We start from the raw sequence: 24,776 nt of genomic DNA on the forward strand, positions 1-24,776 counted from the left end.
GGTCGAACAGTCGGTGCACATCTACAACCATGAGCGACCGCATACGGCTCTGAAATACAAAACGCCCGATGCGGTGCATCGGGCGTTCTAGCGCCTGGATACTGTCAACCTATTCCAGGACTTGACATGACGCGCGCGGCCCGCGCCGCGCGTATCGGTCAGCCGGTCACAGCGTATCGAACACGCGCTGCAGCGCGTCGCGGCCGTGAATGCCGTTCGCGAGCGCGAGCATCAGCAGCACGCGCGCCTTGAACGGGTTCAGCGACCCTGCGCTCACGAAGCCGAGCGCATCGTCGCTCGCGGCGCCGTTGCGCATCACGTGCCCGGACCCGACGCGCGACGCGCGAACCACCGCGACGCCCGCGTTCACCGCATCGGCCAGCGCCGCCTGCAGCGTCGCATGGATCGAGCCGTTGCCCGTGCCCGCGACGACGAGACCGCGCACGCCGGCCGCGACGAGCGCATCGACGGCCGTGCGCGTCACGCCCGCGTAGCTCGCGACGACTTCGACAGGCGGCCACGCGGCGGCGATCGCCAGTGGCGTGTCGCGCGAACGCGTGACGCGGCGGGCGAATTCGACCCGGCCGTCCTGCACCCAGCCGAGCGCGCCGAGTTCCGGCGACTGGAATGCATCGACCGCATAGGTGCTCGTCTTCACGACGTCGCGCGCGCCGTGGATCCGGTTGTTGAATGCGACCAGCACGCCCTGCCCGCGCGCGGACGGATGCGCGGCCACCGTCACCGCATTCAGCAGGTTCAGCGGGCCGTCGGAAGACAGCGCGGTCGCCGGCCGCATCGCGGCCGTCAGCACGACCGGCTTGTCGCCGTCGACGACCAGGTGCAGCGCATACGCGGTTTCCTCGAGCGTGTCGGTGCCGTGGGTGATCACGATGCCGTCGACCGCCGGGTCGGCCATCAGCGCGTCGATCCGCGCGGCGAGCGTATTCCACAGCGGCAGCGCGAGATCCTTGCTGTCGATACTGGCGATCTGCTCGGCGTCGACGCGCGCGACGGACGCGAGCGCCGGCACCGCGTCGACCAGGAAAGTGACGCCCAGCGCGCCGGCCTGGTAGCCGGCCGTGCTGGCGGCGTCGGGCGCGGCGCCGGCGATCGTGCCGCCGGTGGCGAGCACGGCGATGCGCGGCAGGGCCGCCGCGGACGAAGGGGATGCGGAATTCGAAGTGTTCATGGCCGCGATTGTAAAGGCTTGCGGCCGGGTTCCGGCGTGGCGACCGAGGCCGGCCGCCGCGCATCATGGTTTGTCCCGATCGTCCGGTGACGCGTGCCGTCAACGGCCGTGGCGTCCGCAACGTTATAGAAAGTGCCGTTTTGGTGTTTTCACATTGATTTGCCATAATCGGAGCGCGCTGTGCGATGCGACCCTATCCTCATTGCACGGTGCTTCGTGGCGGCGTCGATCACACGCAATTCACCCCATGGGAGTGTCGAAATGAAAATCCAATCGCTCGTAGCCGCAGTGCTTCTCGGCGGCATGCTGGCTTCCCCCGCGTTCGCGGCGAACAGCCAGCAGGACAAGATGAAGGCCTGTAACACCCAGGCAGCCGGCAAGACGGGCGACGAACGCAAGGCGTTCATGAAGGACTGCCTGTCGGCGAAGCCCGCGAAGGCCATGTCGCAGCAGGAAAAGATGAAGGCGTGCAACACGCAGGCCACCGGCAAGAAAGGCGACGACCGCAAGGCGTTCATGAAGAGCTGCCTGAGCAGCCAGCCGGCCGCCTGAGTTCCGGCGCTCCCGTATCGAATGCCGCGCACCGCTTCGGCGGGCGCGGCATTTTTGTTTTCGTTGCACGCGCATCGACGCGCCCCGCCCGGCCCCGCTGCCGCGCCGTTGCAACAGTCTCCCGCCCCGCTTTTCCAGCCGGCCGTGCCGGCGCCGCCACATGGTGCGGCAATTCGCCGCGTTTTCTTCTATGATGGCTGCAACGCGGCCCATCCAAGTACAAGAAGCGCCATCGGGCCGCCCTCGAGACAGACGCGCACACGCGTCAAACGGAGGCATGGATGGCATGGAGACAACACCGCTGGTTCCGCCGCTGGCTGATCGTGATCGTATTCTGGGCCGTGCCCGTCGCGATCGTCGCCGTGCGCGAGATCCGCGAGGAGATGGCGTACAACAAGGCGGACCTGCAACTCGCGCTGACCACCTGGCAGCTCACCGATGCGCAGCAGGCCGCCGGCGCCGCCGCGAAGTGCCACGGGGAATCTGACGAGGCGCGCGCGGCCGGCTGCCCGGCCGACGTGCTCGCCGCCAATGCGCCGCGCCAGCAGGCGGCCCGCGACGAATACGTGGTGCGCCGCAATACGCTCGCAGGCTATCTGTGGCATGCGTTCGTCGGCTATTGGGTCGTGCCGGCCGCGTTCCTGTTCGCCTGCGGCGTCGTGATCGCGCTGATCCGCCGCGCGCTGCGCCGCCCGCCGATCAAGCCGCCTGTTCCACCCGTCACGCACTGATGCGCGCGGCAGGCGCCGCCATCCGATCGACCATCGTGTTTCCCGCATGCCGATACGACGTCGGCGCGCGGGTGCCGGTTCGTCCGTTGGCGCGCCGCGACATCCCCGAGCGATTTGACGCTTTTTCACGTCGCAACGAAAAGAGGCTGTAATCCGCTGTGATATAACTGCCGACGTGATCCGCTCCCTGAGCGAGACTCACTCCGAACATCATCCGATGGAGAAGAACGATGCAAAAACGGAATCTTGTGCTGAAAGCCGCCGCTGCGCTCATCGTCGGTAGCCTCGCGCTCACCGGTTGCACCACCACCCCGGACAAGCCGGACAACGCCGCAACGAACGCGTCGAAGCGTCAGGCAATCGACTCGAGCGTCGACGCCACGCTGTCGCGCATGTACTCCACGGTCAAGGGCTCGCGCGAACTCGTCGCGAAGTCGCGCGGCGTGCTCGTCTTCCCGGACGTCATCCAGGCCGGCTTCATCGTCGGCGGCCAGTCCGGCAACGGCGCACTGCGCGTCGGCGGCAGCACGGTCGGCTACTACAACACGTCGTCGCTGTCGGTCGGCCTGCAGGCCGGTGCGCAGTCGAAGGCGATCGTGTTCCTGTTCATGACGCAGGAAGCGCTCGACGAATTCCGCGGCTCGGACGGCTGGGCAGCCGGCGCCGGCGCGTCGGTCGCGCTCGTGAAGATGGGCGCGAACGGCGCGGTCGACTCCAACACGGCCACCGCGCCGGTCCAGGTCGTCGTGCTGACGAACGCGGGCCTGATGGGCGACGTGTCGATCAACGGCACGAAGGTCACGAAGCTGAAGATCTGACGCTCGCGCACCGCCCGTGCGCACCGCGCGCGGGCCATGCACAAACGGCGATGTCCTTGCGGGCATCGCCGTTTTTTCATCCGCAGGCTTCGTGCGCGTCGCGCGTCAGGTCGTCGAGTCGATCACCTTGAAGCGCGAGCGCTTCTGCGCACGGATCACCGACTGGTAGACGTCGACATACTGCTGCGCCATGCGGCGCGACGTGAAGCGTTCCTCGAAGCGCTGCCGCACGCGCGCACGCGGCAGCAGGTGCAGCCGGTTCACCGCGGCCACCGCGCTGATTTCGTCCTCGACGATGAAACCCGACACGCCCTCGTCCACCACTTCGGGCACCGCGCCGCGGTTGAACGCGATCACCGGCGTGCCGCACGACATCGCCTCGATCATCACGAGGCCGAACGGCTCCGGCCAGTCGATCGGGAACAGCAGCGCATGCGCGCCCGACAGGAATTCGGCCTTCTGGTGATCGGCGATCTCGCCGATGAATTCGACGTGCGGCAGCGCGAAGAGCGGCTTGATCTCGCGCTCGAAGTATTCCTCGTCCGCCGCGTCGATCTTCGCGGCGATCTTGATCGGCAGCCCGCACTGGCGGGCGATGCGGATCGCCGTGTCGACGCGCTTCTCCGGCGAAATGCGGCCGAGGAACGCGAGATAGCGCGGCTCGACGGGCTGCGGCATGTACAGCGTATCGGGCAGCCCGTGGTAGACCGTCGTCAGCCATTTCGCCTGCGGCAGCGGCTGGCGCTGCGCGTTCGAAATCGAGATCACCGGCGCCGTGTTGAACGTGTCGAACACCGGCTGCTGTTCGGGCAGGTCGAGCCGGCCGTGCAGCGTCGTCACGTAGGGCGTTTCCTGCCGGTTGAAGACCGAGAACGAGTAGTAGTCCATGTGGAAATGGAGCACGTCGAAGTCCTTCGCGCGGCGCGCGACCGTCTCCATCAGCAGCATGTGCGGCGCGACCCGGTCGCGGATCGACGAATCGAGCCGCAGCGCGCGCGGCCAGACCGGCTCGAGCTTCGCCCGCGTCGTCGAATCGCCGCTCGCGAACAGCGTCACGTCATGGCCGAGCTCGACGAGCGCCTCGGTGATGTAGGACACGACACGCTCCGTGCCGCCGTACAGCTTCGGCGGCACCGATTCGGTCAGCGGCGCGATCTGGGCAATTCTCATGGTCCACGTCTCCTGTGTCCTGTCCGTTGCGGCACGGCCGGCGGGCCTTCGGGCTTTCACGCCCCGCCCCCCATGCAGCGCCGGCCGGATATCCCTTCATTATTCGCGATCCCGCCGCGCGGAACCGCCCGTCTTTCATTTTATGGGTGTTGTTACAGGCAGGATACATTCCGCCTGTCGGGCCGATCCGGCCCCCTATGCGCCGATCGCGCCCGAACGCGCGCCGCCGCCCTGCCCGTCAGCGCGACGGCCACTTCCACGGCGGCAGGTCGCGCGTATCGGCATCGACAAGCCCGGTCGCGCCGAGCTGCTTGTCGAGCACCAGCGATTCGCAGCCGGCCTCGCGCTCGAGCGTCGCGATGAGCCGTGCGGCGTGCGACACGACGAGCACCTGCGAACGCTGCGCCGCCTGCGCGATCAGGCGGCCGAGCGCCGGCAGCAGATCGGGGTGCAGGCTCGTCTCCGGTTCGTTCAGCACCATCAGCGCCGGCGGCCGCGGGGTCAGCAGCGCGGCCGCGAGCAGCAGGTAGCGCAGCGTGCCGTCCGACAGCTCGGCCGCCGCGAGCGGCCGCAGCAGCCCCGGCTGGCGCATCAGCACGTCGAAGCGGCCACGGCCGCCCGGATTGTCGATCTCGACCGACGCGCCGGGAAACGCGTCGTCGAGCGCCGCATCGAGTGCCGCGCCGTCGCCGATCTCGCGGATCGTCTGCAATGCGGCGGCCAGGTCGGCGCCGTCGTCCGCCAGCACCGGCGTATGGGTGCCGATGTGCGACTGTCGCGCCGGCGCCTGCGCATCGGTCCGGAAGTGATCGTAGAAGCGCCACGAGCGGATCCGTTCGCGCACCGCGATCATCTCGGGTGCGCCGGTCGGATCGGCGAACTCGGTCATCATGCTGTCGAAGCTCGCCACCGGCTGCGGAATCGTCTGCCAGTCGCCCGACGCGGTGCGCGCGCGGATCTGCGGGCCCTGACGGTCGACCAGCAGCGTCGACGGGCGCAACATCGCGCCGCCCCAGATGCACTCGCGCTTCACCACCGGATCGAGCGAGAACTGCGTCGCGTCGTTCTTCACCGGCATGCCGAGATCAATCGCATAGCCGAAATCGTCGCAGGCGAAGCCGAGCTTCAGGCTCACGGGCCCCTTGCGCACCGTGCCGGTAACCGGTGCGTCGCCGTCCAGCATCGCCCGCGAAAAGCGCTCGGGGCCGGCCCACAGCGTCGACGGCAACCCGCCTTCGCGGGCGAGCGACGGGATCACGCGCCCCTGCGCGGTGTCGGCGAGCAGCCGCAGTGCGCGGTACACGCTCGACTTGCCGCTGCCGTTCGGCCCCGTGACGACGTTGAGCGCCGAGAGCGGCACGATCAGCTCGCGCAGCGAGCGGTAATTGGCGATGGCGAGCGTGTTCAGCGCGGTCATGACGATGGAGGATGAGCATGCGGGCCGCTGTCAGCGGCCTTCGGCGGTCTGCGGGTCGGCCGCGGTATTGGCCGCCGTGCTGGCGGCAGGCGAGCGCGCGTGCGGCCGTTCGGGATTCGGCGCATCCGGCGCGGCATCGTGCGGATACAGTTCCATTCGGCTGCGCGGCAGGCATTGCGGATAGCGATCCTGCAGGTACGCGATCAACCCTTCGCGCACACGGCAGCGCAGGTCCCAGCACGACGACGAATCGGCCGCGCTGACGAGCGCGCGCAATTGCATCGTGCGCTCCGTCGCGTCGGTCACCTGCAGCACCTGCACGCGGCCGTCCCACTCCGGCGCCGCGTGGACGAGCCGCGCGAGCTCCTCGCGCAACGGCGCGAGCGGCGTGCGGTAATCGACCGACAGATAGACCGTGCCGATGATTTCCGAGCTGCTGCGCGTCCAGTTCGTGAACGGGTTCTCGATGATCCACTGCAGCGGCACGACGAGGCGCCGCTGGTCCCACAGCCGCACCGACACGAACGACCCGGTGATTTCCTCGATGCGCCCCCACTCACCCTGGATCACGACCACGTCGTCGAGCCGGATCGGCTGCGTGAGCGCGATCTGCAGCCCGGCGATCAGGTTGCCGAGCACCGGCCGTGCGGCAATACCGGCGACCAGGCCCGCGACGCCGGCCGACGCCAGCAGGCTCGCGCCGACCTGGCGCACGTTCGGGAACGTCATCAGCGCGGCGCCGGTGCCGATGATCACGATCAGCACCATCACGGTCCGCACGAGTACCTTGGCCTGCGTATGGATGCGCCGGGCCTGCAGGTTGTCGGCCGTATCGATCGGATGGGCCTGGATGATGGCGTCGCCGACGCCGGCCGCAAGCCGCACCAGCAGCCACGTGAGCGAAACGATGGAGCCGACCGCCGCCGCCGTGCGCATGCCGCGCACGAACGACATGCCGTCGTCGGCCTGGACCCACAGGAATTCGAGCGCAAGCAGCGCGAGCACGACGAGCGACGGCCGGTCGATGTAGCGCAGGATCGCGCTCATCAACGGATACGGCTGCGCGATGCGCTTGACGATGCGTGCGCCGAGACGGTGCACGACCGTGACGACCAGCAAGACGATGATGGACACGGCCAGCGTGCCGAGCCATGAATGCAGCGGCGCATCGGTGATGCGCTGCAGTTCCTCGATTGAAATCATCGGCGCCCTTGGGTAATGAGGCGCGCACGCCTCGTCCTGGATGCGTCGGCGACGCCCGGCCCGCGCGCGGGCCCGGACACGGCGTCAGGTCAGCTGCCGCTCCTGCAGGGAAACGCCTTGCCGAGACCGAGCGACACCGCGGTGCTCGCGTTGTAGTCGGCCAGCTTCGGATTTTCCGCGATGTACTTGCGCACCGCGTCGGTCATCTGCTGCGCCCGGATGTCGGGCGGCAGGCAGAAATACTGGCCGACCCGCGGCCCCGTCGTGCCGCCGATCGCATCGATGGTGTTGTAGACGCCGTCGGCGGCGCCTTCGATGTAGGCCGCGCACGACGCCCGCGACTTGACGTCCGTCTTCGCGCACAGCCGGTCGAGATCAGCGCCCGTGAAAGCCGCCGCCGACAACGGCACGGCAAACGCCGCGGCACAAAACATTGCGCGCAACATGGTGTTCCTTATGTCAATGCGGCCCGAGACCGCCTGCTGCCTTGGCCGGCGCGGCGCCGGGACGCCCTGCTCCGGCCGGAATCCGGCCGGGCGGGCACCGTCTGCCGCACCGAAAACCGTCATTTTGCACTCTTTTGCGCCTCTGCCGGCGTCGATGCCCCGATGCGGGTCGTCCGCTTGCTCAGGATCTCGATCGCGTCCGGCGCGTTGTAGTGCTTCGCGAATTCGAGCGCGGTGATGCCGAGCTGGTTCTTCACCTGCGGATCGGCGCCCTGGTCGAGCAGCAGCGTGACCGTCGACGGATGGTTGCCGCGTGCGGCCATCATCAGCGGCGTCGTGCCGTTCGGCGAGGCGGTATCGATGTACGCGTCGTGGTCGAGCAGCAGCTTCACCACTGCATCCTGGCCATTGGTGGCCGCGTAGTGCAGCGGCGCCCAGCCCTTCTTGCTGACTTCCGCCCCCTTGTCGATCAGCAGCTTCGCGAGGCCGACGTCGCCGTTCAGCGACGCGAGCATCAGCGCGGTTTCGCCGGCCTTGTCTTCCTTCTCGAGGTCGACGTTCGGCGTCGTGGCGAGCGCCGCCGCGACCTTGTCGGACTTCTCGCGCGCGGCGATCACGATCAGCGGGTCGCCGTTCGGCGCGATCGTGTTCGGGTCGAGCTTGCCGCTCTTGAGCTGCTTGCCGATGTCGGCGATGTCGTCGAACTTGACGGCCTTGACGATCGCATCGAGCGATTCGGCATGCGCGCCGGCTGCCGCGAACAGGCCGCTCGCGACGAGCGCGGCGGCAACGAGTGCACGTTTCGGCAGATGGTTGGTCGGCTTCGTCATTGTTGTGGGCTCCTTCCCTGGGTTGTCGGCTGCGCACCCGTCGTTAGCGGGCGATCTTGAACAGCCGGAAAAAGTTCTGCGTCGTCGCATCGGCGAGCGCCTCGACGGCGATCCCGCGCTCGGATGCGATAAAGCGTCCGACATGGCTGACGTACGCAGGTTCATTCGGCTTGCCGCGATACGGCACCGGCGCGAGGTACGGCGAGTCGGTCTCGATCAGCAGCCGGTCGAGCGGCACGCGCCGCGCGACGTCCTGCACGTCGGTTGCATTCTTGAACGTGACGATGCCCGACAGCGAGATATGGAAGTTCTGCGCGAGCGCCTGCTCGGCCACCGGCCACGGCTCGGTGAAGCAGTGCATCACGCCGCCCGGCACGCCCGCACGTTCCTCGGCCATGATCCGCAGCGTGTCTTCCGACGACGAGCGCGTGTGGATGATCAGCGGCTTCATCGTCGCGGTCGCCGCGCGGATATGCGTGCGAAAGCGTTCGCGCTGCCATTCCATGTCGTCGATCGAGCGGCCTTCGAGCCGGTAGTAGTCGAGGCCCGTTTCGCCGATCGCGACGACCTTCGGGTGCGCGGCCAGCTCGACGAGCTCCGCGAGCGTCGGCTCGTGCATGTCCTCGTGATCGGGATGCACGCCGACCGACGCATAGACGTTGTCGTGCGCGTCCGCGATCGCCAGGACCTCCGGCAGCGTCTCGAAATCGACCGACACGCACAGCGCGTGCGTAACGTCGTGCTCGCGCATGTTCTCGAGAACGGCCGGCAGGCGGTCGGCCAGGCCCTTGAAATTGATATGGCAGTGAGAGTCGACGAACATCGTGTTTCCTAATACGTAAGGCGGGCGCTCATGCGCGCGCCGTCAGGCGGCAACGGGCGGCGTTCGCGGGCCGGACGGCGACGGTCGCGTCGCGGCGTGGGCCCGTCATCGTTTCGCAACCCGCGAGAAACAATGCCGGATCACGCGAACATTTCCCGATATCCGAGAAACAGTTCCTCGAATACGAGCCGCGCGTTGAGCGGATGGTTCTCGACCGTCCGCTGCCGCGTCACGGCCTTCATGAAGCGGGCGAACGCGTTCGCATCGACCGCTTCCGCGCAGCGCGCGAGCGCCGCCGCGTGCATCGGGAAGTAGCGCGGCGCGCCCGCCATCCGCTGGGCGAGCAGGTCGTACAGCCAGCGCTGCAGCCAGCCGAGCACCAGCGGCACCGGCAGTTTCTGCAGCGTCTCGCCGCATGCGAACGGGTCGCAGGCCGCCCCGGCCGCGAGCTGCCCGAGCGTGTAGTCGCGCAGCGGGCGGTTCTCGTCGCTCGCGAGTGCCAGCGCGGCGAGCGGCGCACCGCCGGCCTCGGCGAGCAGCGCCGACGCGTGATCGACGCCCTGCGCGGCAAGCCAGGCCGCGGCCGCGTCGGGCGCCGGCACCGCCATCGGCCACTGCCGGCAGCGGCTGACGATGGTCGGCAGCAGGCGGTCGATGCGCGCCGACACGAGCAGGAACACGACGCCGGACGGCGGTTCCTCGAGCGTTTTCAGCAGCGCGTTCGACGCGGCGACGTTGAGCGCTTCGGCCGGATACAGCACGACGACGCGCGCGCCGCCGCGGTGCGAACCGACCCCGCAGAAGTCGAGCAGCGCGCGCACCTGCTCGATCTTGATTTCCTTGCTCGGTGCCCGCGTCTTCTTGCCGCCTTCGTCCGCGTCGGCCGCTTTCGCGTCGTCCGCGGCGCCCGGCGCCTCGCCCGCCAGCGCCTCGGGCAGCACGATCCGGTAATCCGGATGGTTGCCCTGCGAGAACCACGTGCAGGCCGCGCAGGCGCCGCACGGCTCGCCGTTCGGCTGCGGCGATTCGCACAGGAAGCCCTGCGCGAGATGCTGCGCGAACTGCAGCTTGCCGATCCCGGCCTGGCCATGCAGCAGCAGCGCGTGCGGCCATTGCGCACGCAGTTGCTGCAGGCGGTTCCAGTCGTCGGTTTGCCACGGATAGATCATGGGGTGCGTTCCTTGCGAATTACAGCGCGGCGAGCACGCGTTCGAGCTGCTGGCGGATCTCGGGAATCGTCTGCGTCGCATCGACGATCGCGAAGCGGTGCGGCGCCTCTTCCGCGCGCCGCAGGTACTCGCCGCGCGTGCGCGAGAAGAACGCGTCGGATTCGCTTTCGAACTTGTCGGGCATGCGCGCGGCACCGCGGCGCTCGCTCGCGACTTGCGGCGCGACGTCGAACAGCACCGTCAGATCGGGTTGGAACCCGCCCTGCACCCAGCGCTCGAGCGTCTCGAGCTTGTCGCGCGGCAGCCCGCGGCCGCCGCCCTGGTACGCGAATGTCGCATCGGTGAAGCGGTCGGATACGACCCAGTCGCCGCGCGCGAGCGCCGGCTCGATCACGAGCGCGAGATGCTCGCGGCGCGCGGCGAACATCAGCAGCGCCTCCGTCTCGAGATCCATCGGCTGGTTCAGCAGGATCTCGCGCAGTTTCTCGCCGAGCTGCGTGCCGCCCGGCTCGCGGGTGACGACGACTTGCCGACCGGCCGCGGCCAGCTTGCCCTGGAGGCGTTCGCAGAACCATTGCAGGTGGGTGGTCTTCCCCGCCCCGTCGATGCCTTCGAACGTGATGAATTTACCGCTCGCCATTATTGACCTCGTATGTACTTGTCCACGGCCTTGTTGTGGTCGCCGAGCGTGTCCGAGAACACGCTCGTGCCATCGCCTTTCGCGACGAAATAGAGCGCGCTCGTCGGTGCCGGATTGATCGCCGCCTGCAGCGCGGCCACGCCCGGCAACGCGATCGGCGTCGGCGGCAGCCCGCGTCGGGTGTAGGTATTGTAAGGAGTGTCGGCCTGCAGGTCGCGCTTGCGCAGGCGGCCGTCGTACGCATCGCCGAGCCCGTAGATCACCGACGGATCGGTCTGCAGCGGCATGCCGATGCGCAGCCGGTTCGCGAACACGGCCGCGACGAACGCGCGGTCGGCCGCATGGCCCGTTTCCTTTTCGACGATCGACGCGATCGTCAGCGCTTCGTAAGGCGTCTTGTACGGCAGGCCCGGCACGCGCGCGGCCCAGGCCTCGTCGAGACGCGTCTGCATCAGATGGTACGCGCGCCGGTAGATGTTCAGGTCGCTCGTGCCCTTGTCGAACAAATAGGTGTCGGGGAAGAACAGCCCCTCGCCGCTGCCGCGCTGCACCGCGCTGTCCGACGCGCCGATCGCGCGCAGCAGCTCGGCGTCGCTCATGCTGGCCGTCGCGTGCGCAAGATCGGGGTTCGAGTCGAGTTCCGCGCGCATCCGCTTGAAGGTCCAGCCTTCGATGACCGTCGCGACATATTCGTTCACGTCGCCGCGCGCGATCTTCTGCAGCACCTCGTAAGGCGTGATGCCGGTCTTGAATTCGTAGTTGCCGGACTTGAGCCGGCTCGACAGCCCGAGCACGCGCGTCATCGCGACGAAGCCGAGCGGCTCGACCGGCACGCCGCCACGCTTCAACTGCAGCGCGACGCTCTTCACGCTGCTGCGCGGCTTGATCGTGACGTCGAGCGATGCCGAACCCAGCAGCAGCGGCCGGGTTGCCCAGTAATACCCGCCGCCCGCGCCGGCAGCGGCCACAACGACGGCCAGCGCCACGATTGTCGCGGCGCATTTCTTCAGTAGGGACATGGAAACGTGACTCAGGTAAGACCCATATAATACTTGCTCGCCTCCGTCAAAGTCAGGGTTGACTGTTCCCTCATTCCATGAGCACACCGTTCGCTTCACCGGCAGTCCAGGCCGCACCCGCCTCGCTCCCCGTTTTCCCCCGTCCGTCCGCCGCCGATTTCGATGCGCCGGGCGCCTGCATGCCGTTGCCGCAGTTCGGCGTGATCGACGTGGCCGGCGATGATGCCGCGACGTTCCTGCACAGCCAGCTCACCAACGACATCGAACATCTCGACGCCGCGAGCGCGCGGCTGTCCGGCTATTGCTCGCCGAAGGGGCGCCTCCTCGGCTCGTTCCTCACGTGGCGCGCCGGCCACGGCGTGCGCCTGCTGGTGTCGAAGGACGTGCAGCCGGCCGTGCAGAAGCGGCTGTCGATGTTCGTGCTGCGTGCCAAAGCGAAGCTGACGGATGCGAGCGACGCGCTCGCGGTGGTCGGTTTCGCGGGCGACGTGCGCGACGCGCTGTCGGGCATCTTCGATGCGCTGCCGGACGGCGTGCACGTGAAGGTCGACGGCCCCGCCGGCACGCTGATCCGCGTGCCCGATGCAGCCGGCCGCAAGCGCTATGTGTGGATCGGCCCGCGCGCCGAAGTCGACGCGCGCATCGCCGCGCTCGGCGGGTCGCTGCCGGTCGTGTCGCCGGCCGTCTGGGACTGGCTCGACATCCGCGCGGGCGAACCGCGCATCACGCAGCCTGCCGTCGAACAGTTCGTGCCGCAGATGGTCAACTTCGACGTGATCGGCGCCGTCAACTTTCGCAAAGGGTGCTACCCGGGCCAGGAAATCGTCGCGCGCAGCCAGTACCGCGGCACGATCAAGCGCCGCACGGCGCTCGCGCACGTCGCGGGCGAGACCGATACCGTGCATGCCGGCGTCGAGCTGTTCCACAGCGACGATCCCGGCCAGCCCTGCGGGATGATCGTCAACGCGGCGGCCGCGCCCGCGGGCGGTGTCGACGCGCTCGTCGAGATCAAGCTCGCCGCGCTCGACAACGGCACGGTGCACCTCGGTGCGGCCGACGGCCCGGCGCTCGCGTTCGATACGCTGCCGTACGCGTGGCCGACGGAAGCGTGATGCACTGACAACCCGTTCGGGCGCCGGCTCGCGAGTCGCAGCCGGCGCCCGATGTTTCCTGCGAGAGATTCGCCCGATGTGTCTGATTGCCTTCGACTGGCAGCCCGATGCCGCCGCCGGTCCCGTCTTTACCCTCACCGCCAACCGCGACGAGTTCTTTCGCCGGACGAGCGCGCCGCTCTCGTGGTGGGAAGATGTCCCGGGCGTGCTGGCCGGCCGCGATCTCGAAGCGGGCGGCACGTGGCTCGGCGTATCGCGCGACGGCCGTTTCGCCGCGCTGACGAACTACCGCGCGCCGTTCGACATCCGCGCGGGTGCACCGACCCGCGGCAAGCTCGTGTCCGACTTCCTCGGCGGCCCGTCCGTCGCGCCGCTCGACTACCTCGGGCAGCTCGCCGAGCATGCGGCCGTCTACAACGGCTTCAACCTGCTCGTCGGCGACTGGCGACGGCGTGAGCTCGCGTGGTTCTGCAATCGCGCGCCCGAAGGCGAAAGCAGTGTCGCCGCACCCGTCGCAATCGCGCCCGGCGTGCATGCGTTATCGAATGCGCGTCTCGATACGCCCTGGCCGAAAGTGGTGCGCAAGCGCGCGGAGCTCGGCACGCTGCTCACCGACAATCCGACCCCGTCGCTCGACGAGCTGATCGCGCTGATGCGCGACCCGCATGTCGCGGACGACGACGCCCTGCCGCATACCGGCATTCCGATCGAGCGCGAGCGTGCGCTGTCGGCTGCATTTATCGAGACACCCGAATACGGTACGCGCGGCACGACTGCGCTGCGCGTCACGATGAAGGAAGGCGTGCGGCTGACGGTCGAGATCAAGGAGCGCTGCGACGACGACGGCTCGCACCGCACCGTTCGCCCGGGCACGTTCGAACGCGCGTTCACGTTCGACCTCGACGCGACGCCGCGGCGCTGAGCGCGCGAGCAGGCGCTGCGCTACGGCGCGCGCGCCATCTCGACGTGCGGCACGCCGGCTTCGACGAACGGTTCACCGACCGCCGCGAAGCCGTGCCGCAGGTAGAACGACACGGCCGAATCCTGCGCGTAGAGCCGCACGACGATTTCGCCGCGGCGCCGCGCCGCCTCCAGCAGCGCGTTCAGCACGGCTGACCCGACGCCCTGCCCGCGCGCATCGGCCAGCACCGCGACGCGGCCGATCGTGCCGGACGGCAGCAGCCGCCCCGTCGCGACCGCGCGGCGCGCGCCGGTCGCCGCATCGACGCGGTACGCCACCGCATGGAGCGACAGCGGATCGTCGTCGTCGAGTTCCCATTCCGGCGGTATCTGCTGCTCGCGCACGAACACCGCGTCGCGGATCCGCGCGGCGTCGCCGCCGAGTACCGTCCAGTCGCCCGTTTCCACCACGCCATTCGTCATCGCAGCTCCCATGCGGCGCGGACGCCGCCAAACAACCACCGTCAAACGTCGTCGAATGCTGCCTTCAACGCCGCGACCGCGTCGGCATGCGCGGCCCGCACCTCGGGCACGTAGCCGCCCATCTTGAAGAATTCGTGGATCATCCCCGGATAGCAGACCAGCGTGACCGCGTTTCCCGCCCCGCGCAACTTCTCCGCATACGCGGCGCCTTCGTCGCTCAACGGATCGTATTCGGCCGTCGCAATCCACGCCGGCGCGACGCCCGCGAACGACGGCGCATCGCGCGTGCCGTCGAGCGGCGCGAAACGCCAGTCGTCGCGGTCCGCCCGATCGCGCACGTATTGCGTGAAGAACCACTGGATCGTGTCCTGCGTCAGCAAGTAGCCGTTCGCGAGCCGTGCGTGCGATTCGGTGTCCTGGAAGCCCGTCACACCCGGGTAGATCAGCATCTGCAGCGCAAGGCGGATGCCCGCATCGCGTGCGAGCACCGCGCAGACGGTCGCGAGCGTGCCGCCCGCGCTGTCGCCGCCGACGGCCAGCCGTTCGGCATCGATGCCGAACGTGGCCGCTTCGCGATGCAGCCATTGCAGCGCGTCGTCGGCGTCGTTCACCGCGGTCGGAAATCTGTGTTCGGGTGCGAGCCGGTAGCCGACCGACAGCACCGCACATTGCGCATCATGCGCGAACATCCGGCACAGCGCGTCATGCGTATCGACGCTGCCGACCGTGAAGCCACCGCCGTGGTAGTAGACGAGTGCGGGCAGCGGCTCCGCGAGGCTCGGCGCGACCGGCAGGTACAGCCGCGCACCGATCGTCCGACCATCGCGCGTCGGCACGACGCACGCCTCGACCGAATGCATCGGCGCCGGTGCGACGTCGAGGATCGGCGCGCTCTTCTCATACGCGGCGCGCGCCTGCTGCGGCGTCTGGTGGTGATAGGACGGACGTTTCGCGCGCTCGATCATGTCGAGCACCTGGGCGATCTTCGGATTCAGCGGCATCGGTGAGGACGGCGCCTGCGGGGCACCGTGAACGGACAAGCGTGCATGATGCCATGCGCGCGTCAGGCGGGCGTGATGCGCCGTACGTTGCGACATGCCGCGGTGGGCGATGCACGCAGCAAAACAAAACGGCCCTGCCGGTTAAGAGGCAGGGCCGCCGTGCGTCCGGGCGCTTACGCGTCGCTCGGGCCGGGCTGGGCGTCCGGCGCCGTGCGCGAACGTTGCCGCTTGATGTCGCGGCCCACCGCGAGCCGCCGCATGTACTTGAACGTGCCGAGCGCCTTCGCGACGAAATTGCCGTCGCTGTCGCGCACTTCGCCTTCGCAGTAGGCCATCGTCGTCGAGCGATGCATCACACGCCCGTAAGCGCGCAACTCGCCGCGCCCCGGCTGCATGAAGTTCACCTTCATCTCGACCGTGACGACGCCGATACCGTCGTCGGTCAGGCTGCGTGCGGCCATCGCGAGCGCGATGTCCGCGAGCGTCATCGTCACGCCGCCGTGCGCGATGCTCCACGTGTTCATGTGCCGCTCTTCGAGCGGCAGCACAATCTCGCTTGCGCCGTCTTTTGCGGACACCAGCTGCACGCCGAGCATGTCGACGAACGGGCTTTCGATCGACGGGCCGTCCGTCGGGGTTGCCGCGTCGCTCATCGTGCGCTGTCGACGATGTAGTCGACGCACTCGCGCGATTCAGCCACCGCGACGACGAATTTCTTCACTTCCTGGTGAACCGGATGCACCTGGTAGGCATCGAGTGCGGCCTTGTCCGCGAAATCGGATACCAGCACGATGTCGGCGGTCGCGTCGAGGCCGGGCGTCGCCACGCCGACGTCGATCTGCAGCGTGCCCGGCACCAGGTCGCGGCAGCCCTCGAGCTTTTCCTTCAGCTTCAGCGCGTTCTGTGCGCGCGTCGCGCCTTCGGCCGATTCTTTCAACTTCCACATGACAATATGACGGATCACTTCGGTTGCTCCTGTTCGTTCCGGTTCGGCGACTTGCCTGTCACCCTTGCCAATCGGGCATCTTACGCCCTTCGGCCGTTCGCTTGCGTTCGCCGGACAATGCGTCTAGCCGAGAAAGCAGGGGTATTACCGGGGGTATCATTTCAAGCATCCGGGGACGATACCCCCTTCTTCACCGCGCCGCTTAGCGGCATCAGGATCCGACAAGCGAAGGCAGACAACAAGCCTACCAAACTTACTGATGGCTATGGACTGTATCTTGGTGAATCCGCCCAGCTCCAAACTCTAGCGATACAAGTACAGAATTGCCGGGAAGGCGAATCTCTTCGCGATCGACGTATGCCGATGTCCATCGGCTGATTCTCGAAGTGCCACACCTACGAATTGCGCTGCGTGAGATAAGCACCCTGACCGGCAATGCCACGAGAATGATCGCGTACCTCGATCGTGCCGACGAGCTGCAATACGCGGCCCCGCTGCGCCGCCTGTCAAACAAGATCGACAAGGAGATCATGCGGGCCGGACGCATGGGTAATTCGCGCGCATCCGTTGCTCCGTTCTCTGACGAGTGGCGTGCACGCGAAACCATGAAATGCAGGCGCCACGACGTCCCCGGCGAACCCGATCGCGGCTCCGACAAGGCAACTAAGCTGCCTGAGTTCCAACGCCTGACATGGGAGGAGTTGCGCGACGCATGGAGCGCGACCGCCTACAAGAAAAATCGGGCACTCACGATCGAACAGCGCTTTGTGTTGGAAGTCGTGCACGTGCGCCGGACGCTGCGGCTCATGGAGAAAATGGTCTGCGCTGCCGAGCTGGAATTGAAGATGAACGGCTATCCCGACTCGTTTACGCTCGACCAGCTCCGGCATGATCGAGGGCACTCGCTTCGATTGGCACTGCCGCCTGCCCGTGAACGCGATGCCGACACGATTAATCGCACCGGCATCATCACCCAGAACAGCCCCACGGGCCGCGCCGCATCAGTTGAAGTAGATAATGACCTGCGGTCGACCGGAACCTGCGTAGGCCGGAGTGCGTAGGCAATCAGTTCCGTCACATGTTGCCTTATAGGGCAGGCCCGGACCATTTATAGCTCCGCTGTCAATTTGTGAAGTCCACTGCCCCGGAAACCCCCAAACATTATAGTCGTGATGCCACTCAACCGGATTACTTGGCCCACCCACGGCAACAATGCTCCACTTCACATATTTCTGCGTCTGAGAACACGACGGCCACGAATCATTATCACTCAAATTTATTTGATATGCCGAACCAGCCGGAATATCAAGAGATTGGTTTCCGGGTCCATACATACACTGGTAGTCGCCTCGCGTGATCTTTAATTCGTAAGAGCCATTACAATTATTGAATGTCACATCATGATACGCTTGCTTCGAACGATGGGCATCGTTGCAATTTATCCAACCATCAAGATTTTGCTCTTTCGGGTTCGGATTTTTCGCCTGAACATCTTCACCTTGCCTCGACGCACTTGGCCCGCCTGCCTCCTCCGCATGCGCAACATTGATTACAAAAAATAAAGCGAAGATTAGCATCACAGACCAGCATGCACTGACTAGCAGAGATGATCTCTTAACACTTTTCAATGACATTGATTTCGAACGGACATGCACTCCCTCGTTAGCCAACTCGAACACCAAGGCACTGACGTCGCCATATGAATTCATACATCCCCCGAAATGAAGCGTTAAATTTTCACAACCGCAAGACATTCAATCCGCTCAACCACCACTCAACATAAAAAGCCAATCCAAAGCCCCCCGATACATCGCCTTAAATTTAATAAATTCATTTATTAAAATAAAAAAACAATCACCCTCACCTTATCCACTGATTCCTCAACAATCAATTACAGGCCATTACACACCTTCAATCGCAGCAAAAATTGCCAGCAAATCTTTCAGAGAATCCGGTCCACCTACCCGTAGGTAGCATGGCCTCGGCCGATTCACTGACACAGACAGCCGAAAGGCAACCGGGAAGCGTATCGCTGCACACTTTCCGGCCGCCTTGTTTCTCTCGAGACCGCTCGGCCTCGATTGCCGCGCTACTGCGGCAGATTAGTTTGCGTGTCGCTGCTCAACGCGTCGTAACTCCGCTCGCACTGCCGGCCGGCGACGCCGCGCTCGTCAGCGATCCTCGCCAACTCTCCCGCGCGCTCGTCAGCCCGGCCGAACACATCGGCAAGCAGATCGAGGGGGCACCGGCTGTCGTGCTTCCACCGGCAGCGCCGGCACGCCGGACGTCGGCGATAAGCGCGGCGACCTGCTTACGCAGCCCATCAGCAGCTCCACCAGCAGCGGCGGCATCAGCCACCGCCTGATCACATTCTTTCGCAGCATCGGTTGCGACCGCGAACACGAAAGCTGCAGCAGCCGCTGCCGGTGCAACGTCGGCGGACCTGTGGATGACGCCTTACGAATCGCTCCGCTATGACCCACGCGACAACGTTCGCCCGGTCGATCCGGAGTGGGTCAAGGAGCTGACCGCGTTGATGATGCAGAACGGATACGACAAGGCCGCCCCGCTGCACTGCTATGTGCGCAAGGCGGACGGGGAAGACTACTTCTACGTCTTCAAGGGGCAGCACCGCTACCTCTCAGCAGGCGCGGCGATTAAGGCCGGGAAGGATCTGGGAAAGATTCCGATTGTCGTGCTGGATTCTCGCGAAGTGAAGCGACCGAAGATGGTCGTCGACGGTTACTTGAGCAATCGCTCAAAGCCATCGTCGCCGCTCGATCTCGCGACCTCGATCGCTGAACTGCGGGACGTTCACAAAATGAACGCGGACGACATCTGCGCCCAGTTGAACATTTCCGAGCAGTCGATCCGTGATGCAGCACTGCTTGAAAAGGCACCCACCGAACTGCACGACCTCGTCCGCAACGGCTCGATCGCAGGCACCGTCGCGATCGAAGAGATCCACACGCACGGCGGCGACAAGGCGCTTGAACGCATCGTGTCCGGGCCGTCGAAAGCGAAGGAAGCCGGTAGGAACAAGGTCACGAAAAAGCACCTGACCGGCGGCACGTCGAGCACCGAGCCGGCAGCGGCCAAAGCAGCAAAGATCAACGACGCGTGTGCAAAGCAACTTTTGCAAGCGTTGCAGGCGGTCCTGCACGACCCCGTTTTCGGCAAGCTATCCCCCGGAACGATCCGCGGTGTCCACACAGCGCTCTCGCCGCTCGCCGATCTCCTCGACACTCCGCAAAAACCACGAATCTACCCCGTGACCGCACCGGATCAAGACGGCCGCTGTGTCGCGACCGATACGCTTCGCTCACCCAACTGCAAGCGGACGAAGAAACCGATCGCCGAGATCTACGTGGCCCAACCGAAAGTGGATCAGTGGATTTGCGCGGCTATGTACAACTTCGACGACAGCTTCGCATCGACGCCACTGAAATATGGCCCCGGCACCACGAGCTATCCGACGCGGATGCAGGCGGTTCAAGAAGGGGCTCGGTGGCTTAGAAAGGTTCTCGCCAGTGAAAACATCAAGCGACAAAGAGATCTGCCGGTCGTTCTTCAGTGGCTCGACGACATCCTCCAGTTGCCCTACCCCGACTGGACGCCCGAGACGGCGCAGGAGGCCGCCCGATGACCTCGCGCCCGGCTAACGCACTGGCGAGCGTCAGCAGCACTTCGATGCAGTCGAACAACGTCGGGCTGACGCCCGCAAAAGCGATCCAGAAAGACGAAGCGCCGCTCGCGCGGCGCAAACCTATCCAGACGAACGAAGCCTTGGCGAATAGCCGCCAAGTCAGACTCGCGCAACTCGACGCCCTTCGCATCAAGATCCGCTCACTGATCAGCGAGATCTCGCACGCGGCCGACGTCGAGCTGCTGAACCTGATGGCCGACGAGATCGGATCATTCGCTCGCCACAAGGCGGCGCAGGATGCGCGCACCTGGGCCGCGACCGCTACGATCACGCTTGAAACGGGGCTAATGCAACTCGCCCGTGCAACTCAGCCCGTCACCGAATAACGAGGTACAGAGAATTGAGCACCACCACCGAACGACTGTTGCGACTTCCGACCGTTCTGGACATGGTCGGCTTGGGCAAGACGACGATCTACGACATGATGAAGGAAAGTAGTTTCCCGAGACCACGAAAAGTTCGCAATCTCTCACTATGGGCAGAGACAGAAGTACAAGCATGGATTCGTTCCATCACATCGCACGAAACGTCCATCGCCCAATCATCTGCCTAAGTCGAGACCTGATCCGTCAGCCAGCATCGGATCAGGTCTAAAGCTACTTGGGTAGTCACCTCCCTTTGATCAGAAGCAGGACAACCAGGATCGCGACCAGCGCAGCGAGCCACTTCAAGCCAGCGAACACCTTGTCGAGCCGTTCCGTCAGCGCCACGACGGGATTCCTGCCGTCCGTGCGCAGCGGCATCTGCGCTAAGCGGCCATCTCCCGGCAGGCTGACCTTCGGGAAATCAATGGCGAGATACACGACATATCCGCTGGCAGTTGCCGGTGTTTCAAATGTGCTGCCATCCTCGCCGGGCCTGAGGAACGCGCGGAATCCACTCGTCAGCGCAGCACCGGACGGGATCGACGTGTAGACGTCCCGCAGGCACAGCCCGGCCCTGACGGCGGTGACCTGTCCCGCCTCGACGCCGTCGGCAAGTGCCTGCATGCTGCTCGCCGGCACGTCGCACATTGCCCACCACTGAGCCGGCTCCAGCATCTCCTCATCGGACTCGTTGTAGCCGAGCCTTGCCGTGCCAAGCGGATCGTCCGAGTGGGCGATGCCTAGTGCGTCCTGCAAGTTGCGAAGGCCTCGCCGTTCAGTCTCGCCGATCTCGCGAGCCGCGAAGGTGATGTGTACCGTACGCGTATCGCTCTGCCCATCCCCAATGATCGACAGACAGCAGTCGTCCAGACTCGCAGTCCCCTGGACATAGGTCGACAGCATCGAATGCGCTGCCCCGCCAGCTGGCTCCAATCGCCTGATGACCTGAATGTCCTGCAGAGTGAGCCACAGCGACTTCGCCGGATAGTACGTCTGCACGCTGCCATCGGTAGTCACATGCTGAAGCGTGTGATCGGTGCACTCCCTGATTTCGACACCCTTCTGCGCGTCCTCGCGTAATCGGCCACCGCTTTCATGCCGGCGCCGTTCATCGTATCCGGGAAGTTGACCAATATCGGGAAATGTCGCGCGCGTCCTGGGCACAACGTTTACGTTATCCAGAATGTCATCGTGGGTGCGGACCTTCGTAACCAGCATTCCGTCGCATCCGCTCGATTCAGAACAAGATTGTGAGAGCCTCCCGAATTGCGTAGCGGTGACGGGAAGCACGTCGCGGACGCCCGGACCGGGTGTTGCATCGGGCACCTGCCGCGTGTACGGATCAACATGCTCGGGCGGAGGGGTGTCTGAAACCGTCACAAGCGACGGCAGCAGCCGGCTCAGCAGGTCTGCGTATGGAGCAAGCAGTGGCAGGAACAGGCAGGCCAGTGACAGATTGAACAGGGTATAAAAATCGGCCACCACCCTCCCGTTGTCCGGCTCGATTCTGACCATGACGCAGCCGATCGGCGTGAGGGCTGCAAGAACAAGCCCGACACCGACCGACATGATGAGCAGATTGCCAACCGGCACGCGCCTGGACACCGGATCGTGCGTGACGGTTCCGTCCAGCACCGGGTGGATGGCAGCACCCAGATTCGCACCCAACACCAATGCGAAAGCTGTATCGGGTGGAACCACGTTCTGCCCGCAGAGTGACACGATCAGGAGAACGGCTGCGACGCTCGAATCGGCGGCCCAAGTCAGGCCAGCCGCCAGCAGGAAATCGACCAGCGGTTCCGTCGAGGCAGCACCCAGCAACATCCGAAGGCTCGGCGCATCCTCGTAGTCTGTCATCAATTCCTGCAGGTGATGCAATGCGAGCAGCAACAGGCCCAGACCGATGAACATGCGCCCCAAGTCGTGCGCGCGTGTGTTGGATGCCTTCCGGAACATCAGCACTCCAACGAGGACCAGTGCAGGCGACACGGTCTCGACTGCGAACGAAAGCGCCTGCACGATCAATGTCGCACCCACGTTCGCGCCAAGCATGACGGCCAGCGAAGAAGCCAGGTCGACGCGCCCTTCCGTTGCAAACTCCCGCGTCATGACTGCCGTTGTCGCACTGCCTTGCAGCACCGCCGTGACGCCCAGGCCGCCGAAGAAGGCAGGAAATCGCCCGTGAAGCATCCGCCCCAGAAGTGCCCGAAGTTCAGCGCCGAATGCGCGCTGCACGCCGGTCTGAGCCATTTGCGTGCCCAGTAGCACCAGTGCAATTGAGCCCGCGAGATCAATCAGCGTAAACGTGAATGTCATAGTTCTTGCTCCCCGACGCCGATCAGTTGCTTTTTGCAACGTTCTCCGTACTGCGGTTCGCTCACGCCCGTAGCCAGTTCGCAAGAAAAGGCGAACTCGAATGCGTCTCGTCACGATGGAGATACGCACGACCGAACCGTAGATCAGGCGACGCGACCTTCCCCCGAAGACTCCGTGCGCCAGGTTTCGGTCAACCGCGGCGGTTTCCATGAAATCACGCGCCTGAACCCATTCCCCATTGCAAGTGGCGTGCCATCAATGCCGGATGGGCGTGCATGGGGACTTGAAGCCAGAAATACGGAAATGGGCACGCCGGCCGAATGAATGTGTTTCAGCGCTGATACAGGCCCGCATCTATCGTGCGACGGCCTATGTCGATTGCCGCTGCTGCGAGCGCCCAGTGTCCGTGCGGCGGCATCGCCGGCACGAGCCGGCCGAGCGCGTCGCTTTTCAGACGCATCGGATCGTTTCGAAATTGAAACGCGCGGTGCGACACGTCGACGAGTACGGCCAGGTAGGAGGCAGAGAGCGCACCTGGGTGCGCCGGCCTTCATTGGTGGCTCTCCAACGTCAATTCCGCTAGCAGGAACGACAGGAAGGCAGGTCGACGACGCGTGCGGATGGCGCCTGGCGGCCGGTGGCCGCCGGTCGTGACCGCCGGGAACTGGCCGGACTACACATCAACCGTTGGAAGCGCAATCTCGTGCATCTTCCTCCAGCGGCCCGACGCGTTCTCCAGCAAGGCGACGGAGTGACAGCACGTTCGAATCACCTCACGCGCAGACAGACGATGTTCGAGCTCGACGGCCACCAGATGGGCTGTCGCGGCATCCCCGTGCGCGACAGTCAGATGCGGAACCATGCCATCGTGTGCACCACCATAGGCGCGAAACATGGGAAAGCGCTCGACCCGCGCAGTCGTCAAGGCGACGAACGGTTCCGGCGGATCGGGAGCAAGATAAGTGGTGACTGCAAACCGCTCGACCTTCCTCAACGAAAATTCGAACGGCTGCACAACGCTCAGCGCGCTTTGCGCCTGACGAAGGACGTCGGGCGTAATTTCGTCAGGCGGCATGAAGGGAAACAGAACCGTGACGTGCGCCGGCACGCCCGGGTCGGAGGTAGCATCAAACCGACTCCGAAGATCCGCTACAGTTGACTCGGCTGCAGGAACCTCAACGACGAACGCTGTTGTGAGCATTCAGGAATCCTCTCGCGTCGATTGGCCAATGATGATGGACTTCCGTCGGCAACACTCCTCATGACTGCCTGTGGCATTTCTAAACGATGATGGTCACACGGGGCCAGCGGTCCTTGTATCTTTTCTGCTGGATTCGCCGAAGATAGGTATCCATGCTGACGCGCGCTGGATTGCGTCGCACCACCATGGAAAAGAGGTCATCGAGTCCGTATGGCGCACAGACATCGATTGTCCCGTCGTTCAGCAATGTAAGTCCGACCGCCGTCGCGTATTCTGGCCACGACGCAATCGCTTGTGCCAGTGATCTGAACGGAAGCACTGGATGCCCAAAGGTTTTCTCGAACCAGAGATGTACAGCGGCCTGATTGGTCACCTCCCAAGGAAGCTCGGGGTGCGTGGCCGCCAGCAGGAACTCAAACGTCGCGTCGCGCTCGGCAGAAAGATCTGTTCCGTCGAAGTACGCAACATCGATGTCAGACAATGCCGACGGCGCGTCCAGCCCATGCAACGAGTCCCACACAAGGTTTCGGACCGCACCCGCACCGATGCACCAAGAAGGTAGATTGAGAGCTCGAACCGCAACCAGTGCAGGCCAAAACCATGACGACTCCCGCGCAAGGGCAATGAGACTTGCTTCGAAATCGGTCGATGACATGAGTAACGAGCCCGCTGCGTCGACGATGACCTGCTGCCTATGGAACTCGCTGCCCGACGGCAGACATCGGACAGGCAATCAGGA

The 24,776-nt window shown here is 65.3% G+C and carries 27 protein-coding genes and 1 pseudogene; 10 read left to right on the forward strand and 18 right to left on the reverse strand.

Annotated features, from left to right (window positions below):
• Window positions 1-91, forward strand: a 91-nt coding sequence (locus tag LGM56_RS35840) for an integrase core domain-containing protein (protein ID WP_206139067.1), incomplete at its 5' end; no start/stop codon positions are given.
• Window positions 92-166: 75 nt separating this feature from the next.
• On the opposite strand, the gene LGM56_RS35845 is transcribed toward LGM56_RS35840, so the two are convergent.
• Window positions 167-1,189, reverse strand: coding sequence for an asparaginase (locus LGM56_RS35845; RefSeq protein ID WP_226208123.1), 1,023 nt, complete (start codon window positions 1,187-1,189; stop codon window positions 167-169).
• A gap of 261 nt (window positions 1,190-1,450) precedes the next feature.
• Between LGM56_RS35845 and LGM56_RS35850 the strand changes: the two genes are divergently transcribed.
• The 3 genes from LGM56_RS35850 (at window position 1,451) to LGM56_RS35860 (ending at window position 3,290) form a co-directional block, all read left to right on the forward strand.
• On the forward strand, window positions 1,451-1,741 hold the full coding sequence (locus tag LGM56_RS35850) for a PsiF family protein (RefSeq protein ID WP_043188161.1): 291 nt from the start codon (window positions 1,451-1,453) through the stop codon (window positions 1,739-1,741).
• Window positions 1,742-2,022: 281 nt separating this feature from the next.
• Window positions 2,023-2,472, forward strand: a complete 450-nt coding sequence (locus LGM56_RS35855) for a hypothetical protein (RefSeq protein ID WP_179254817.1) — start codon at window positions 2,023-2,025, stop codon at window positions 2,470-2,472.
• 230 nt (window positions 2,473-2,702) lie between these two features.
• On the forward strand, window positions 2,703-3,290 hold the full coding sequence (locus tag LGM56_RS35860; RefSeq protein ID WP_069248150.1) for a YSC84-related protein: 588 nt from the start codon (window positions 2,703-2,705) through the stop codon (window positions 3,288-3,290).
• A gap of 105 nt (window positions 3,291-3,395) precedes the next feature.
• Here LGM56_RS35860 and LGM56_RS35865 read toward each other — a convergent pair whose 3' ends face one another.
• The 9 genes from LGM56_RS35865 to mltG all read right to left on the reverse strand — a co-directional run bounded on the left by LGM56_RS35865 (window position 3,396) and on the right by mltG (window position 12,007).
• Entirely contained in the window at window positions 3,396-4,460 is a 1,065-nt protein-coding gene (locus LGM56_RS35865; RefSeq protein ID WP_124583686.1) for a glycosyltransferase family 4 protein, read from the reverse strand.
• Between the two features lie 238 nt (window positions 4,461-4,698).
• Window positions 4,699-5,877 carry an AAA family ATPase gene (locus LGM56_RS35870; RefSeq protein WP_226208124.1) on the reverse strand — a complete coding sequence of 393 codons (1,179 nt, stop codon included), beginning with the start codon at window positions 5,875-5,877 and terminating at the stop codon, window positions 4,699-4,701.
• Between the two features lie 30 nt (window positions 5,878-5,907).
• Window positions 5,908-7,080 (reverse strand): mechanosensitive ion channel family protein, encoded by a 1,173-nt coding sequence (locus LGM56_RS35875; RefSeq protein WP_089495022.1) that lies wholly within the window; start codon window positions 7,078-7,080, stop codon window positions 5,908-5,910.
• An 89-nt stretch (window positions 7,081-7,169) separates the two neighbouring features.
• Window positions 7,170-7,526 (reverse strand): Rap1a/Tai family immunity protein, encoded by a 357-nt coding sequence (locus tag LGM56_RS35880; RefSeq protein WP_059506076.1) that lies wholly within the window; start codon window positions 7,524-7,526, stop codon window positions 7,170-7,172.
• A gap of 119 nt (window positions 7,527-7,645) precedes the next feature.
• Window positions 7,646-8,356, reverse strand: a complete 711-nt coding sequence (locus tag LGM56_RS35885) for an ankyrin repeat domain-containing protein (protein ID WP_089425602.1) — start codon at window positions 8,354-8,356, stop codon at window positions 7,646-7,648.
• 43 nt (window positions 8,357-8,399) lie between these two features.
• The gene (locus LGM56_RS35890; RefSeq protein ID WP_089495023.1) at window positions 8,400-9,179 is read right to left on the reverse strand and encodes a TatD family hydrolase; all 780 of its coding nucleotides are present in this window, start codon (window positions 9,177-9,179) and stop codon (window positions 8,400-8,402) included.
• Window positions 9,180-9,319: 140 nt separating this feature from the next.
• Complete coding sequence (locus LGM56_RS35895; RefSeq protein WP_226208125.1) at window positions 9,320-10,348, reverse strand: DNA polymerase III subunit delta'; 1,029 nt, start codon at window positions 10,346-10,348, stop codon at window positions 9,320-9,322.
• Window positions 10,349-10,367: 19 nt separating this feature from the next.
• The gene (gene tmk, locus LGM56_RS35900) at window positions 10,368-10,988 is read right to left on the reverse strand and encodes a dTMP kinase (RefSeq protein WP_069248156.1); all 621 of its coding nucleotides are present in this window, start codon (window positions 10,986-10,988) and stop codon (window positions 10,368-10,370) included.
• On the reverse strand, window positions 10,988-12,007 hold the full coding sequence (gene mltG, locus LGM56_RS35905; RefSeq protein ID WP_124583698.1) for an endolytic transglycosylase MltG: 1,020 nt from the start codon (window positions 12,005-12,007) through the stop codon (window positions 10,988-10,990). The genes tmk and mltG overlap by 1 nt, the downstream gene beginning before the upstream one ends.
• Window positions 12,008-12,084: 77 nt before the next feature.
• Here mltG and LGM56_RS35910 point away from each other — a divergent pair, with 77 nt between their 5' ends.
• Window positions 12,085-13,119, forward strand: a complete 1,035-nt coding sequence (locus tag LGM56_RS35910) for a YgfZ/GcvT domain-containing protein (protein ID WP_226208126.1) — start codon at window positions 12,085-12,087, stop codon at window positions 13,117-13,119.
• A gap of 76 nt (window positions 13,120-13,195) precedes the next feature.
• Window positions 13,196-14,041, forward strand: a complete 846-nt coding sequence (locus tag LGM56_RS35915; RefSeq protein WP_089495027.1) for an NRDE family protein — start codon at window positions 13,196-13,198, stop codon at window positions 14,039-14,041.
• A gap of 20 nt (window positions 14,042-14,061) precedes the next feature.
• On the opposite strand, the gene LGM56_RS35920 is transcribed toward LGM56_RS35915, so the two are convergent.
• From LGM56_RS35920 to LGM56_RS35935, 4 genes are all read right to left on the reverse strand, one after another.
• Window positions 14,062-14,502 (reverse strand): GNAT family N-acetyltransferase, encoded by a 441-nt coding sequence (locus LGM56_RS35920; RefSeq protein ID WP_069248160.1) that lies wholly within the window; start codon window positions 14,500-14,502, stop codon window positions 14,062-14,064.
• Window positions 14,503-14,543: 41 nt separating this feature from the next.
• Window positions 14,544-15,503, reverse strand: coding sequence for an alpha/beta hydrolase (locus LGM56_RS35925; RefSeq protein WP_226208127.1), 960 nt, complete (start codon window positions 15,501-15,503; stop codon window positions 14,544-14,546).
• Window positions 15,504-15,676: 173 nt separating this feature from the next.
• On the reverse strand, window positions 15,677-16,156 hold the full coding sequence (locus LGM56_RS35930) for a PaaI family thioesterase (RefSeq protein ID WP_046545900.1): 480 nt from the start codon (window positions 16,154-16,156) through the stop codon (window positions 15,677-15,679).
• Window positions 16,153-16,467, reverse strand: a complete 315-nt coding sequence (locus tag LGM56_RS35935) for a Dabb family protein (protein WP_027787175.1) — start codon at window positions 16,465-16,467, stop codon at window positions 16,153-16,155. The genes LGM56_RS35930 and LGM56_RS35935 overlap by 4 nt, the downstream gene beginning before the upstream one ends.
• A 428-nt stretch (window positions 16,468-16,895) precedes the next feature.
• Between LGM56_RS35935 and LGM56_RS35940 the strand changes: the two genes are divergently transcribed.
• Window positions 16,896-17,510: a hypothetical protein gene (locus LGM56_RS35940; RefSeq protein WP_226208128.1), complete on the forward strand. Its 615-nt coding sequence runs from the start codon at window positions 16,896-16,898 to the stop codon at window positions 17,508-17,510.
• A gap of 1,028 nt (window positions 17,511-18,538) precedes the next feature.
• On the opposite strand, the pseudogene LGM56_RS35945 reads toward LGM56_RS35940, so the two are convergent.
• Window positions 18,539-18,840: pseudogene (locus LGM56_RS35945) on the reverse strand (DUF2514 family protein); the annotation flags it as partial.
• Between the two features lie 58 nt (window positions 18,841-18,898).
• On the opposite strand from LGM56_RS35945, the gene LGM56_RS35950 reads away from it, so the two are divergent.
• The 3 genes from LGM56_RS35950 to LGM56_RS37070 are packed head-to-tail and all read left to right on the forward strand — an operon-like array spanning window position 18,899 to window position 20,708.
• Entirely contained in the window at window positions 18,899-20,095 is a 1,197-nt protein-coding gene (locus LGM56_RS35950; RefSeq protein ID WP_226208129.1) for a ParB/RepB/Spo0J family partition protein, read from the forward strand.
• 44 nt (window positions 20,096-20,139) lie between these two features.
• Complete coding sequence (locus LGM56_RS35955; RefSeq protein WP_089495302.1) at window positions 20,140-20,481, forward strand: hypothetical protein; 342 nt, start codon at window positions 20,140-20,142, stop codon at window positions 20,479-20,481.
• Window positions 20,482-20,519: 38 nt separating this feature from the next.
• On the forward strand, window positions 20,520-20,708 hold the full coding sequence (locus tag LGM56_RS37070; RefSeq protein WP_226208142.1) for an AlpA family phage regulatory protein: 189 nt from the start codon (window positions 20,520-20,522) through the stop codon (window positions 20,706-20,708).
• A 55-nt stretch (window positions 20,709-20,763) separates the two neighbouring features.
• Here LGM56_RS37070 and LGM56_RS35965 read toward each other — a convergent pair whose 3' ends face one another.
• The 3 genes from LGM56_RS35965 to LGM56_RS35975 form a co-directional block, all read right to left on the reverse strand.
• Window positions 20,764-22,836 (reverse strand): Na/Pi cotransporter family protein, encoded by a 2,073-nt coding sequence (locus LGM56_RS35965; protein WP_226208131.1) that lies wholly within the window; start codon window positions 22,834-22,836, stop codon window positions 20,764-20,766.
• A gap of 673 nt (window positions 22,837-23,509) precedes the next feature.
• Window positions 23,510-24,037, reverse strand: a complete 528-nt coding sequence (locus tag LGM56_RS35970) for a 2'-5' RNA ligase family protein (RefSeq protein ID WP_226208132.1) — start codon at window positions 24,035-24,037, stop codon at window positions 23,510-23,512.
• 79 nt (window positions 24,038-24,116) lie between these two features.
• On the reverse strand, window positions 24,117-24,692 hold the full coding sequence (locus LGM56_RS35975; protein ID WP_226208133.1) for a nucleotidyltransferase family protein: 576 nt from the start codon (window positions 24,690-24,692) through the stop codon (window positions 24,117-24,119).
• Between the last annotated feature and the right edge of the window lie 84 nt (window positions 24,693-24,776).

This window comes from Burkholderia sp. AU38729 (assembly GCF_020419725.1).
Taxonomy (GTDB): domain Bacteria; phylum Pseudomonadota; class Gammaproteobacteria; order Burkholderiales; family Burkholderiaceae; genus Burkholderia.